The organism is uncultured Reyranella sp., assembly GCF_945957355.1.
GTDB lineage: Bacteria > Pseudomonadota > Alphaproteobacteria > Reyranellales > Reyranellaceae > Reyranella.
This window is the reverse complement of the sequence record NZ_CAMFKM010000001.1, coordinates 339,690-352,848: the sequence shown is the minus strand read 5'-3', so window position 1 is coordinate 352,848 and position 13,159 is coordinate 339,690. Positions and strand designations below refer to the sequence as shown.

12 protein-coding genes are annotated in these 13,159 nt (G+C 64.8%); 11 read left to right on the top strand and 1 reads right to left on the bottom strand.

Annotated features, from left to right (window positions below; all coding sequences use genetic code 11):
* The first annotated feature begins 485 nt into the window (after positions 1 to 485).
* Entirely contained in the window at positions 486 to 1,214 is a 729-nt protein-coding gene (locus Q0Q48_RS01670; RefSeq protein ID WP_295132897.1) for a hypothetical protein, read from the top strand.
* A gap of 58 nt (positions 1,215 to 1,272) precedes the next feature.
* Here the strand turns inward: Q0Q48_RS01670 and Q0Q48_RS01665 are convergent, their stop codons facing one another.
* Positions 1,273 to 1,728, bottom strand: a complete 456-nt coding sequence (locus Q0Q48_RS01665) for a cytochrome c (RefSeq protein ID WP_295132895.1) — start codon at positions 1,726 to 1,728, stop codon at positions 1,273 to 1,275.
* Between the two features lie 201 nt (positions 1,729 to 1,929).
* Between Q0Q48_RS01665 and Q0Q48_RS01660 the strand changes: the two genes are divergently transcribed.
* The 10 genes from Q0Q48_RS01660 (at position 1,930) to Q0Q48_RS01615 (ending at position 13,158) form a co-directional block, all read left to right on the top strand.
* Positions 1,930 to 2,625, top strand: a complete 696-nt coding sequence (locus Q0Q48_RS01660) for a cytochrome b/b6 domain-containing protein (protein WP_295132892.1) — start codon at positions 1,930 to 1,932, stop codon at positions 2,623 to 2,625.
* A gap of 78 nt (positions 2,626 to 2,703) precedes the next feature.
* Positions 2,704 to 3,552, top strand: coding sequence for a MoxR family ATPase (locus Q0Q48_RS01655; RefSeq protein ID WP_295132889.1), 849 nt, complete (start codon positions 2,704 to 2,706; stop codon positions 3,550 to 3,552).
* 22 nt (positions 3,553 to 3,574) lie between these two features.
* Positions 3,575 to 4,756, top strand: coding sequence for a VWA domain-containing protein (locus tag Q0Q48_RS01650; RefSeq protein WP_295132886.1), 1,182 nt, complete (start codon positions 3,575 to 3,577; stop codon positions 4,754 to 4,756).
* Between the two features lie 60 nt (positions 4,757 to 4,816).
* Positions 4,817 to 6,451 (top strand): thiamine pyrophosphate-requiring protein, encoded by a 1,635-nt coding sequence (locus Q0Q48_RS01645; RefSeq protein ID WP_295132883.1) that lies wholly within the window; start codon positions 4,817 to 4,819, stop codon positions 6,449 to 6,451.
* Positions 6,452 to 6,470: 19 nt separating this feature from the next.
* Entirely contained in the window at positions 6,471 to 7,529 is a 1,059-nt protein-coding gene (locus Q0Q48_RS01640; RefSeq protein ID WP_295132880.1) for a TlpA disulfide reductase family protein, read from the top strand.
* A gap of 10 nt (positions 7,530 to 7,539) precedes the next feature.
* A complete protein-coding gene (locus Q0Q48_RS01635; RefSeq protein WP_295132877.1) occupies positions 7,540 to 8,871 on the top strand; it encodes a membrane dipeptidase in 1,332 nt (443 codons plus the stop codon).
* 98 nt (positions 8,872 to 8,969) lie between these two features.
* Positions 8,970 to 9,419, top strand: coding sequence for a (2Fe-2S)-binding protein (locus Q0Q48_RS01630; RefSeq protein WP_295132874.1), 450 nt, complete (start codon positions 8,970 to 8,972; stop codon positions 9,417 to 9,419).
* A gap of 14 nt (positions 9,420 to 9,433) precedes the next feature.
* Complete coding sequence (locus Q0Q48_RS01625) at positions 9,434 to 11,605, top strand: molybdopterin cofactor-binding domain-containing protein (RefSeq protein WP_295132871.1); 2,172 nt, start codon at positions 9,434 to 9,436, stop codon at positions 11,603 to 11,605.
* Positions 11,605 to 11,898: a cytochrome C gene (locus Q0Q48_RS01620; RefSeq protein ID WP_295132868.1), complete on the top strand. Its 294-nt coding sequence runs from the start codon at positions 11,605 to 11,607 to the stop codon at positions 11,896 to 11,898. Before Q0Q48_RS01625 ends, Q0Q48_RS01620 begins: the two co-directional genes overlap by 1 nt.
* 3 nt (positions 11,899 to 11,901) lie before the next feature.
* Positions 11,902 to 13,158: an NAD(P)/FAD-dependent oxidoreductase gene (locus tag Q0Q48_RS01615; RefSeq protein WP_295132864.1), complete on the top strand. Its 1,257-nt coding sequence runs from the start codon at positions 11,902 to 11,904 to the stop codon at positions 13,156 to 13,158.
* Position 13,159 lies beyond the last annotated feature (1 nt).

Below are 13,159 nucleotides of genomic sequence, written 5' to 3'. Positions count from 1 at the left end.
CGGGTTGAGATACATCAGGATTTGGAGGCGCGAGGAACTATCTGCGCGTTTCCTGCGCTCCTTTTTTGATTATCTGAAACTGGAAATGTTCCGGAATTATTGGCCTTTTGACGGGGGCCTCCAAAGGAGATATGCAATATTGCAACTAACCGGGTGTCAAACCCGTGTTACATTGCCCTTCAAGTAATGCAGACAGCCCGCCGGCGGCCTCCCAAGCCGCTCAATCGAAGCCCCTTCCCACACACCCCAAGGCTTCGATTACCCCACACCCAGGCGGGCTTATAAGGAAGGCCGGTCGTTCCCCAAGCGACCGGCCTTTCGTATTTCCGGGCGCTGAAGCTACTCATCCATAATGAACGCAAGATGGTCAGCCTGCCCTTCGGGGGCATTGGTAATTGCCGAGCTCATGCAATGTCAGATCACCCAAAAATGCCTATCTAAAGTCAAGAAATGCAGAGAATCTGTAGGGTTCAATCTATAGTGATATGCATAATTGCAAGTTACGTGGATTTCGAGGGGTGCTAGAGTTCATTGCTAAAGCAAACTCTTTCGATTGGTTTCCAATGAAGATCGTCGGATTCGCGGTTGATGTGTCGCGCTCACGGGACGTACGCATCGTGCAAGGCCAGCGAATTCGACAATCCCTGATCCAGGCGACGCTGGACCTGATCCAGGCCGGCGATGTCGAGCCGACGTCAGGCGCCATTGCGACCATCGCCGGTCATTCGAGCCGGACGCTCTTCCAGCATTTCATCCGTCTTTCCGACCTCTATGCTGCAGCCTTCGATCTCGCCGTCAGCCGGGCCTTCAGGCCCGACCGTCAGGTCGACAGCGCGGCGCCGCTCGCCAGCCGAATTGCGCTTCTGGTTTCGGATCGGGCGCAACTCTTCGAGGAATGGCTGCCGGTATGGCACTTCGCGCAGCGGGTCCGTCTGGTCGCGCCGGCCGTCAGCACTGGCGTCTCCCATCTCCGTCGGCTCCTGCGTGAGCGGATCGCCGTATGGTTCGCCCCCGAACTCGACACATTGGACCCCGCGTCGCGTGATCACGCGCTCGATTCGCTCGATCGCACATTTGGCCTCGACAGCTGGATGAACATGCGCGAGCGGCAGCGCCTGTCGCCCATGCATGCATCGCGAGCCTGGCGATTCAACGCCGAGGCGATCGTCCAGCGGGCGCTTTCAGGTCCGGGCCTTTCGCCGGCGGCTGCCTGAAACAATGAAAAGGAGGCGAGAGACCGCCTCCTTTTCGTGTCGGATCGGACGGATAGGCCTAGTTGGCCTTCGCCTGGAACTTCTGGTGGCAGGCACCGCAGGCCTTGCCGGTATCGGCAAAAGCTGCTGCCAGTGCGTCGGCATTGCCCGAGCCGGCGGCCGTCGCGAGCTTGTCATAGGCCGCGTCGGCCGCCTTGCTGGCGGCTTCGAAGCCGGCCCAGTCGGTCCAGATCGCCGGCAGGGCGCGGGTCTCGCCCTTGTCGGACCCGGCCGGGAACATCTTCACGAAGGCTGCTTCCAGGGTCTTGAGCTTGGCGGCCTGCTCGACGGCGGCGGCGGTCGGACCCTTGGCGTCGACGATCGCCTTGATGGCGCGCATCGCGGCGGCGGTCTGCTTGCGATTGTCCTTGCGCTGGGCGATCACGTCGCCCTGGGCCATCGCGATCGTCGCGCCGCCCACCATCGCACCGGCCGCCAGGGCGCCGATCAATGCCACCACCAAAGTCTTCCTCATAGGCTCATCCCCTTTGAATTCCACGGTCGGCCAACAATTTATGCCTCGCCGACGACTTCTATGTTGCAGAGGTTGGCGCGGAAAGCGAACGGGTGCGTCGGCCATGATCCATCACGACTGCGTGTAGTGTCTTGGGCGTAGTCCTTGCCTAGAGCCATGGCGACTCGACTATTCTGTTGCCCCGCAGGGAGATGATGACCGATGGCCGGCAAGAGCGACAAGATCCTCGTCTGGGACGTGCCCGTCCGGCTGTTCCACTGGTTGCTCGTACTCCTCATGGCGACGTCCTATTTCAGCGGCCGGGCCGGCGGCGACTGGATGCAGCTCCATTTTTGGTCGGGCTACGCCATCCTGACCTTGCTGCTCTTCCGCATCGCCTGGGGGTTCGTCGGCAGCACCACCGCGCGCTTTTCGAGCTTCCTCAAGGGCCCCAAGGCGGCGTTCGCGCACGTCGCGCATCTGTTCCGAAAAGAGGGCCCGCACGACGTCGGACACAATCCGGTGGGCGGCGCGATGGTCCTCGTCCTCATCTTCGCCGTCCTGGCCCAGGTCGTGACCGGCCTCTTCAGCGCCGACACCGACACTGGCATGGTCAACGGGCCGCTTGCGCTCAAGGTCGCCGACAAGTGGGTCGAGCGGGCCACGGATTTCCATTCCTGGTGGATCAACGTGCTGCTCCTTCTGGTGGCGATCCACGTCGCAGCCGTCGCGCTCTATCTCGTCTGGAAGAGGCACAATCTGGTCGGCGCCATGATCACCGGCCGCAAGCGGCTCGACCAGGCGGTCGAGCCGGGAGCGCCCGCACCGCGGCTCAGCTTCGCGTCGAGCCGCCTTGCGGTCTCTGTCCTGCTAGCCTGTTCCGCTCTGGTCTATTTCATCGTCCGCGCGGGCGGGTGACCTGCTCGCGTGGCCTTGCTGGCCCGAAATCACCCCTCTAGGGTGACACTAACCACAGTGAAATTTGGATTTTGCACCATGAAATTTACCGGTACCGACTCCTATGTTGCCAGCGACGACCTGCGCGTGGCGGTGAATGCGTCCATCGCGCTGCAGCGTCCGCTGCTGATCAAGGGCGAGCCCGGCACCGGCAAGACGGTCCTCGCGCATGAGGTCGCCAAGGCGCTCAACGCCCCGATCATCGAGTGGCACATCAAGTCGACCACCAAGGCGCAGCAGGGCCTCTACGAGTACGACGCGGTCTCGCGCCTGCGCGACAGCCAGCTCGGCGACGAGCGCGTGAAGGACATCGGCAACTACATCAAGCGCGGCAAGATGTGGGAGGCCTTTACCGCCGAGAAGCGGCCCATCCTGCTGATCGACGAGATCGACAAGGCCGACATCGAGTTCCCGAACGACCTGCTGCTCGAGCTCGATCGCATGCAGTTCTACGTCTACGAGACGCAGCAGACGATCAAGGCCGAGCAGCGCCCGATCGTGATGATCACCTCGAACAACGAGAAGGAACTGCCGGACGCCTTCCTGCGCCGCTGCTTCTTCCACTACATCCGCTTCCCCGATCGCGAGACGATGACGCAGATCGTCGACGTGCACTTCCCCGACCTGCAACGCAACCTGCTGCGCGAGGCGCTGAACGTGTTCTACGACATCCGCGAAGTACCGGGCCTGAAGAAGAAGCCGTCGACCTCCGAGCTGCTCGACTGGCTGAAGCTGCTGATGGTCGAGGACATGTCGCCGGAGTCGCTGCGCTCGAAGGACTCCAAGCAGCTGATCCCGCCGCTGCACGGCGCGCTGCTGAAGAACGAGCAGGATGTGCACCTGTTCGAGCGTCTGGCCTTCATGGCGCGCCGGGAGCAGCGCCAGTAACCACTGCGGAGAGGAGAACGCGATGTTCGTGAATTTCTTCCTCGAATTGCGCAACGCCAAGCTGCCGGTCTCCATCAAGGAATATCTCGCCCTGATGGAGGCGATGGACAAGGGAGTGGCCGACTACAGCGTCGACGACTTCTACTATCTGTCGCGCGCCGCGCTGGTGAAGGACGAGCGCAACCTCGACAAGTTCGACCGCGTGTTCGGCGCCGTGTTCAAGGGGCTCGAGGCGCTGCCGGCCGAAGGCGTCGCCGCGGAGATCCCGGAGGAATGGCTGCGCAAGCTGGCCGAGAAGCTTCTCACCGAGGAGGAGAAAAAGCAGATCGAGTCGATGGGCGGCTGGGAGAAGCTCATGGAGACGCTGAAGAAGCGTCTCGAGGAGCAGCAGAAGCGCCACCAGGGCGGCAGCAAGTGGATCGGCACCGCCGGCACCTCGCCGTTCGGTGCCTATGGCTTCAATCCCGAGGGCGTGCGCATCGGTCAGGACAAGGGCCGCGAGGGCCGCGCCGTGAAGGTGTGGGACAAGCGCGAGTACAAGAACCTCGATGACACGGTCGAGATCGGCACGCGCAACATCAAGATCGCGCTGCGCCGCCTGCGCAAGTTCGCGCGCGAGGGCGCCGAGGTCGAGCTCGACATGCCCGACACGATCCGCTCGACGGCGCGCAACGCGGGCTACCTCGACATCAAGATGGTGCCGGAGCGGCGCAACAAGGTGAAGCTGCTGATCCTGTTCGACATCGGCGGCTCGATGGACGCACACATCCGCGTCTGCGAGGAGCTGTTCTCGGCGGCACGCTCGGAGTTCAAGCACCTCGAATTCTTCTACTTCCACAACTGCCTCTACGAGAAGCTGTGGAAGGACAATCGCCGCCGCCACGTCGACACCTTCTCGACGCAGCAGATGCTCCATACCTATCCGCCGGACTACAAGGTGCTGTTCGTCGGCGACGCCTCGATGAGCCCCTACGAGATCGCCTATCCCGGCGGCTCGGTGGAGCACTGGAACGAAGAGGCCGGCCAGGTCTGGATCCAGCGCGTGTCCGACACCTATCGCAGCATGGCGTGGCTGAACCCGGTGCCGGAACGTCACTGGAGCTACACGCCGTCGATCCAGCTCCTGCAGCAGCTGACCAGCAATCGCATGTTCCCGCTCACCCTGGGCGGCCTCGACAGCGCGATGAAGGAACTGAACAAATAAACGAGCGCTGGGGACGCGCCACTCGAGTGGCGCGCCTCCGGCAACAAGGGAGAAACGAAGATGAAGACCGGCCCGGCCGTCGCCGAAATCCTGAAGCGCGAGGGGGTCGAGTATCTCTTCGCCTATCCCGTCAATCATCTGATCGAGCACTGCGCCGCGATCGACATCCGCCCGATCATCGTGCGCCAGGAGCGCATCGGCCTGCACATGGCTGACGCCATGTCGCGCATGACCAAGGGCCGCAAGATGGGCGTGTTCTGCATGCAGAGCGGCCCGGGCTCGGAGAACGCCTATGGCGGCGTGGCCCAGGCCTACGGCGAATCGGTGCCACTGCTGGTCATTCCGGCGGGATATCCACGCCGCATCGCGCACGTGCCGCCGAACTTCAACTCGACCATCACCATGGCACATGTTGCCAAGCATGCCGAGCCGATCACCTCGGGCCAGGATATCGAGAACATCATGCGTCGGGCCTTCAGCCTGCTGCGCAACGGCCGCGGCTCGCCGGTCATCATCGAGTTCCCGGCGGAAGCCAACGGCGAGGACGCGCCCGATCCGCTGACCTACGAGCCGATCAAACCGACGCGTTACGGTCCCGATCCGGCGGCCGTGAAGGAAGCCGCCAAGGTGCTGGTCGAGGCCAAGCGCCCGGTGATCTATGCCGGTCACGGCGTGCACTGGGCCGAGGCCTATGACGAGCTGAAGGAGCTGGCCGAGCTGCTGGCGATCCCGGTCTGCACGTCGCTCCAGGGCAAGAGCAGCTTCGACGAGACCCATCCGCTGTCGCTGGGTTCCGGCGGCCGCGCCTATCCCCGGCAGGTCCGCCACTTCCTCGACAAGTGCGACGTGCTGTTCGGCATCGGCTGCTCCTTCACCGAGACGAACTTCGGCATCTCGATGCCGAAGGGCAAGACGGTGATCCACACCACGCTCGATCCCAACCATCTCAACAAGGACGTGCGCTGCCAGTACGGCCTGATCGGCGACGCCAAACTTGCGCTGCGCGCGATGATCGACGAGTGCAGCAAGCTGGTCGGGGGCAAGAAGCGCGATGCCGCGCCGGTCGTCGCGGAGATCAAGCCGATCGCCGACGAGTGGCTCAACGAGTGGATGCCCAAGCTCACCAACAACGAGGCGCCGCTCAATCCCTACCGCGTGCTCTGGGATCTCCAGCACACGGTCGACAAAGCCAACACGATCATCACCCACGATGCCGGCAGCCCGCGCGACCAGCTCTCGCCTTTCTGGAAGACGACGGCGCCGCACACCTACATCGGTTGGGGCAAGACCACGCAGCTCGGCTACGGGCTCGGCCTCGCCATGGGCGCCAAGCTCGCCTGTCCCGAAAAGCTCTGCATCAACGTCTGGGGTGATGCTGCCATCGGCTTCACCGGCATGGACTTCGAGACGGCGGTGCGCGAGCGCATTCCGATCATGTCGATCCTGCTCAACAACTTCTCGATGGCGATCGAATTGCACATCATGAAGGTCTCGACCGAGAAGTATCGTTCAACCGACATCTCGGGCGACTACGCCGCCATGGCGCGCGCCTTCGGCGGCTACGGCGAGCGCATCACCAGGCCGGAGGATATCATCCCGGCGATCAAGCGCGGCATCGAGCAGACCCAGAAGGGCGTGCCGGTGCTGCTGGAGTTCATTACTTCGAAGGAAGTGACGATCTCGACGCCGAAGTGAGCCGGGAAGGGAGGCCGCGATGACGAAGATCCTGACGCCCACGGGCGAACACGACGTCGCGGCGCATGACGGCCTCTGGATCAGTCCCGTCGATGCCGAGCGCGTCACCGGCTGGATGCTGAAGCCGGAAGGGATGTGCCGCGACGATCTCTGCGTGCCGTTGCCTGCTTCCGCGCTTGCGCCCAACGAGGTGGACCTCGAAGCCTTCTGGAAGAAGCTGGGCGGTCCCGTGATCGCAAGCGAGGCGCGCGACGTATGGGCGCTCGGAGCGCCGGCCGAGGAGCGCAACGCCGCGCTCGGTGGCCTGGAGGCGCCGGACTTCACCCTGCCGGATCTCGACGGCGTGCCGCGCTCGCTCTCCCAGCTGCGCGGCCGGAAGGTCTTCCTCGCCACATGGGCCAGTTGGTGAGGCTGCCGCTTTGACTTGCCCGTGTGGCAGGCCCTCTACGAAGAACTGAAGGACAAGGGGTTCATGGTCGTGGCCGTAGCGCAGGAGAGCCGCGGCGCCGAGCATGCGCGCCCGTGGATCGAGCAGGCCAAGGCGTCCTACTGGCAGCTGATCGACACCGACCATCGCCTCGAGGATCTCTACAATCTCGTGAACGTGCCTCAGGCGATCTGGATCGACGAGCAGGGCCGGATCGCGCGCCCGCCCGAGACCGCCGGATCGACCGATCATTTCCGGCGCATGGATCTGGCGACGCGCACCATGTCAGCGGAGGATCAGGCCGAGCGGCTGACGGCGCGACAGGCCTATCTCGACGCGGTGCGTGCTTGGGTGGCGACCGGTGCCCATGCCTTGCCGGCCGATGTGGCGCGCGCGAGCCTGCCCAAGGTCACGCCAGAAATCGCCGAGGCGCGGGCACGCTTTCGACTCGGGCTTTGGCTGCGCGCCAACGGCCGCGAAGCCGAAGGCGACCTGCAGCTGGCGGAAGCGAGCCGTCTGCATCCGGAGTCGTGGAGCCTGTGGCGCCAGGCAGCCGATCTAGATGAGGTAGGCAAGGCGTCGGGTCCCGACTTCTGGAAGCGCGTCCAGGCATTGGGCGATCGCCCGTACTATCCGCCTCCCAAACTCTAGAGAGAGTCCGATGCGCGTGTCCTGGACCGACCTCGGGAAACAGCGCGCCGACAAGGCGGACGGCAAGCGTGTCGAGATCACGGGTTTCGCCCTCGGGGCGAACTCATGGGGCGGACAGGATCGCTTCCTCTTGATGGCCGAGCCCGGCTGCTGCGAGGGCTGCGTGCCCAACAATCCGCTGGCGGTTGTCGAGGTGTTCGCGCGACGGCCGATGAAGATTGCGAGCGGAGCCCTGCGGCTGGGCGGCACTTGGCAGGTGTCGTTCGACGCCGACGGCTGGCGATATCGATTGCATGACGCCGAGATGGTGGCGGGAGTCACGCGCCGGGCCTTGCTGGCCGCGAGCCCGCTGTTCTGCCTTCCAGTGCCCGCGATGGCACAGGCAACGGACGGCATGGCTGTCGACCTGCACAGCCATGCCGGCAACCTGATCCAGATGAGCTTCGGTCGCGGCTCGTACTCGCCGGTGGCCGAGCCGATGCGTCAGGGTGGCATGTCCGTCGTTTCGCTGGCGGTCGTCTCCGATTCCCCGATCATCAAGCTCACCGATGGCCGGTTGCGGCCCGGTCGCGATCCGCGTCCGGGTGAGCTCTATTCGTTCAGCCAACGCTCGTTCCCGGCGCTGCACGTACTGGCGCGCGAGCAAGGCCTGCCGATCGTGAGGACCGCGGCGGAGCTACGGGCGGCGCGCGCGAGCCGGCCCTCGGTCATCGTCGCGTCGGAAGGTGCCGACTTCCTTGAAGGAAGGATCGAGCGCCTCGACGAGGCCTATCAGCGCTGGGCGTTGCGCCATCTGCAGCTTACGCACTACCGGCCCAACGAACTGGGCGACATCCAGACCGAGCCAAGCGTGCACGAAGGACTCACGGCCTTTGGCGCCGAGGTGATACGCCGTTGCAATGCGCTGGGCATCGTGGTCGATGTAGCCCACGGCACGTTCGAGCTCGTGAAGAAGGCCGCTGCCGTGACGACACGACCGCTCGTCCTCTCGCACACGTCGCTCATCACGCGGCCGGCTTCCTGGACGCGGCGCATCCTGCCCGATCATGCGAAGGCCATTGCCGCAACCGGAGGTGTCATCGGTATCTGGCCTGTCACGGCCTATTTCCCGAACATCGTCAGCTATGCGACCGACGGTTTCGCGAGGATGGTCGATGTCGTCGGTATCGATCACGTCGGGCTCGGAACCGACCAGCTGGGCCTCGTCGGAGCCAGTGCCATACCGAGCTATGCCGACTTGCCACAATTGGCAGCCGCCCTGCGCACCAGATTCAACGCCGAAGAAACGGCAAAACTGCTCGGCGGCAACTTCCGCCGCGTGTTCGAAGCCAGCGTCGGCTGAAGGCCATCAAACCTCCGTGAAAGCGGTACGGTTGCTTAGGCGGCGGCGGCGCGCTGGGCTACGCTATTTCCATATTTTCTGAACAATAGGAGACTGGGATGGCGGTCCTCAACGTCAACGGCAAGGCGGTCGAATACACTGCTGATCCGGATACGCCGCTCCTATGGGTGCTGCGTGAACAACTGGGCCTCACCGGCACCAAGTATGGCTGCGGCATCGCGCAATGCGGTTCCTGCACGGTCCATGTCGACGGCGCGCCCGTGCGTTCGTGCAGCATTCCGGTGAATGCGGTCGGCACGCAGAAGGTCGTCACCATCGAAGCGGTCGCGGACAATGGCGTGCTGAACAAGATCCAGAAAGCCTGGGTCGAGCTCGACGTGCCCCAGTGCGGCTACTGCCAGAGCGGCATGGTGATGGCGGCGACGGCGCTGCTGGCTGCCAAGCCAAACCCGACCGACGCCGACATCGACGAGGCGATGACCAACATCTGCCGCTGCGGCACCTACCAGCAGGTCCGCGCCGCCATCCACGCCGCGGCCAAGGCCTAGGGGAGGGACGCACCATGACGATCCAGACTTCGCTCGGCCGTCGCGGCTTCCTGGTCAGCGGCGCTGCCGTCGCCGGCGGCTTCTCGCTCGGCTTCCATCTGCCCTTCGACGAGAACGTGGCGCAGGCCCAGACCGTCAAGGAACTGAACGCCTGGGTGGTCATCCATCCCGACGACAAGGTGGTGATCCGGATTGCCCGTTCCGAGATGGGACAGGGTACGCTTACCGGCCTCTGCCAGCTCGTGGCGGAGGAACTGGACTGCGACTGGAACAAGGTCTCCTGGGAATATCCGACGCCCGGCGAGAACCTGAAGCGCAACCGTGTCTGGAAGAACTTCTCGACCGGCGGCAGCCGCGGCATCCGCGAGAGCCAGCAGTATGTCCGAGAGGGCGGCGCCATCGCGCGCGAGATGCTGATCGCCGCCGCGGCGAAGCAGTGGAACGTGCCAGCCGCCGAATGCAGCGCCGCCGACAGCAAGATCACGCACAAGGCTTCGGGCAAGACCGTGACGTACGGCGCAGTTGCCGCGGCGGCGGCCCTGCTCGAGCCGCCCAAGGACGTGAAGCTCAAGGACCCGAAGGACTGGAAGATCGCCGGCAAGCCGCTCAAGCGGCTGGACACTGTCGACAAGGTCACGGGCAAGCAGATCTACGGCATGGATTACACCATGCCTGGAATGCTGAATGCGACCGTCCGCGCCTGCCCCGTGATCGGCGGCAAGCTCAAGGACTTCGACGCCACCAAGGCCGAGAAGATGCCGGGCGTGAAGAAGATCTTCGCGATCGACGGCAACGCTGTCGTGGTCGTGGCCGACACCTACTGGCAGGCGAAGACGGCGCTCGACGCCGTCACGACCAACTGGGACGTCGGTGACCTGGGCAAGGTCTCGACCGAGACGATCAACGCCACGCTGAAGGAGGGCCTCGACGCCAAGGAAGCCTTCGTCGGCAACAAGGCGGGCGACGCCCAGAAGGCGATCGAGGGCGCGGCCAAGAAGGTCGAGGCCGTCTATAGCTTCCCCTATCAGCATCACGTCACCATGGAGCCGATGAACGCCACGGCGCGTTACACGGCCGACAAGTGTGAGGTCTGGTGCGGCACGCAAAACGGCGAGGCGGCCCTGGCCGCCGCGTCGGAAGCGGCTGGCCTGCCGATCGCCCGGTGCGAGGTCTACAAGCTGATGCTGGGCGGCGGATTCGGACGGCGCGGCCGCTCAGACTATGTGCGCCAGGCCGTGCTGGCTGCCAAGGAGATGCCCGGCACGCCGATCAAGCTCATCTGGTCGCGCGAAGAGGACATGACGCACTGCCAGTACCATCCCACGACGATGGCCAAGCTGACCGCCGGTCTCGACGCCCAGGGCAACCTGGTCGGGCTGCGCGTGCGCATCTCGGGCCAGTCGATCCTGGCTTCGCTGCTGCCGCAGAACCTGGTGAACGGCATGGATCCCGCCACATTCCAGGGCCTCATGCAGTCAGGCGTCGAGGCGGCGTATGGCTACGACATCCCCAATCTGATGATCGATCATGCTATGCGCAACCCGCACATCCCGGCGGGCTTCTGGCGCGGTGTGAACGTGAACCAGAACGCCGTCTATATGGAATGCTTCATGGACGAGCTGGCGGCGGCAGCCGGTCAGGATCCGCTGGCCTATCGCCTGAAGTACCTCAAGCCCAAGTGGGCCGCGGTGCTGAAGGCCGCCTGCGACAAGGCAGGCTACGGCAAACCGCTGCCCGCGGGCCGCTTCCATGGCATCTCGCAGGTCATGGGCTATGGCAGCTACGTCGCCGGCGTCGCCGAGGTCTCCGTGAGCCCCGACGGGCAGCTCAGGATCCACAAGATCACCGCAGCCACTAATCCGGGGCATGCGGTCAATCCGGCGCAGATCGAGCGCCAGGTCGCGGGCTCGTTCGTCTACGGCCTGTCGGCGGCACTGTACGGCGAGATCACCGTCAAGGACGGTGCAGTCGAGCAGACCAATTTCGACAGCTACAACGTGATGCGCATCGACGAGATGCCCGACGTCGAGACGGTCCTGGTGCCGACCCACGATTTCTGGGGCGGTGTCGGCGAACCGACCATCGCCGTCGCGGCGCCCGCCGTGCTGAATGCGATCGCCAAGGCGACGGGCAAGCGGGTGCGCAACTTGCCGCTGGCGAACAACGATCTGAAGAAGGGCGCCTGATGCATCGCGCGCTGCTGCCGGGCCTCGCCAGCATGATCCTGCTGGCCGGCCCGGCAACGGCGGCCGATGCGCCGCCGGGCGCCAGCTCCTGCACCGGCTGTCACGCCCCGAAGAAGGTCGCGGACTCGGTAATCCCGCACATCGCCGGCCGCAAGGCCGAGGACATCGTCTCCTTCATGCGCGAGTATCGTAGCGGCGCCTGGCCCTCGAGCGTGATGGGACGGATCGCCAAGGGTTTCGACGACCGGCAGACCGAGGCCATCGCTGCCTGGTTCGCTGCACAGCCGGAGTAGGGCATGGCGACGCGCCGGCGTTTCCTGAAGCTCACCGTCGCGGCCGGCCTCGCACCGGCTGTCGTTTCGGCGCAGGGCAAGGCCAAGGTGGTGGTGATCGGTGGCGGCTTCGGCGGTGCTACGGCGGCGCGCACCTTGAAGGCGCTGCAGCCGTCGCTCGACGTCACCCTGGTCGAACCCAATCCCGTCTACACCTCGTGCCCGTTCAGCAACTCGGTGCTCGCCAACCTGCGCGAGATCGACCAGCAGCAGTTCCGCTACGCCGGCATCAAGGGCGCCGGCGTCACCGTCGCCGAGACGAGCGCCACCGCGGTCGATTCCGATGCGAAGAGCGTGACCTTGGCCAACGGCAACAGGCTCTCCTACGACCGGCTTATCATGTCACCCGGCATCGATTTCACCTGGGGCGTCATCTCCGGCTACGACGAGGCCGCGGCGCAGAAGATGCCACACGCCTGGAAGGCCGGCGCGCAGACCGTGCTGCTGCGCAAGCAATTGCAGGCGATGGACGATGGCGGACTCGTCGTGATGTCGGCGCCGGCCAATCCCTTCCGCTGCCCGCCCGGGCCCTACGAGCGCGCCAGCCTGATCGCCTACTGGCTCAAGATCTGGAAGCCGAAGTCGAAGTTGCTGCTGCTCGATTCCAAGGATGCCTTCTCCAAGCAGCGCCTGTTCCAGAACGGCTGGGCTGAGCTCTACCCGGGCGTGATCGAATGGGTGCCGCTCAGTCAGGGCGGCAAGGTGACGTCGGTCGATCCCGCGACCCTCACCCTCACCACCGAGTTCGGATCGCACAAGGCTGCGGTCGCCAATGTGATCCCACCGCAGAAAGCCGGCGCCATCGCCACGCAGGCCGGCGTCGCCGACCGCACCGGCTGGTGCCCCGTCGAGCCGGTCGCCTTCGAATCGACCCTGCGGCCCAATATTCATGTGCTGGGCGATGCGGCCATCATGGGTGGCATGCCCAAATCCGCCTTCGCGGCCAATGCCCAGGCCAAGGTCTGCGCCGCCGCCCTCGTGAAGCTGCTGGCCGGTGAAAAGCCGCAGGATCCGATCGTGATCAATACCTGCTACAGCCTGGTTGCGGCCGACTACGGCATCTCGATCGCCGGCGTCTATCGCCCCGACAAGGGGCAGCTCACCGACATTCCCGGCGCCGGCGGCACCAGCCCGCTCGTGGCCGTGGGCGGGCTGCGCGGTCAGGAGGCGCTCTACGCGTCGAGCTGGTTCCGCACCATCACGGCCGAAACCTTCGGCTGAT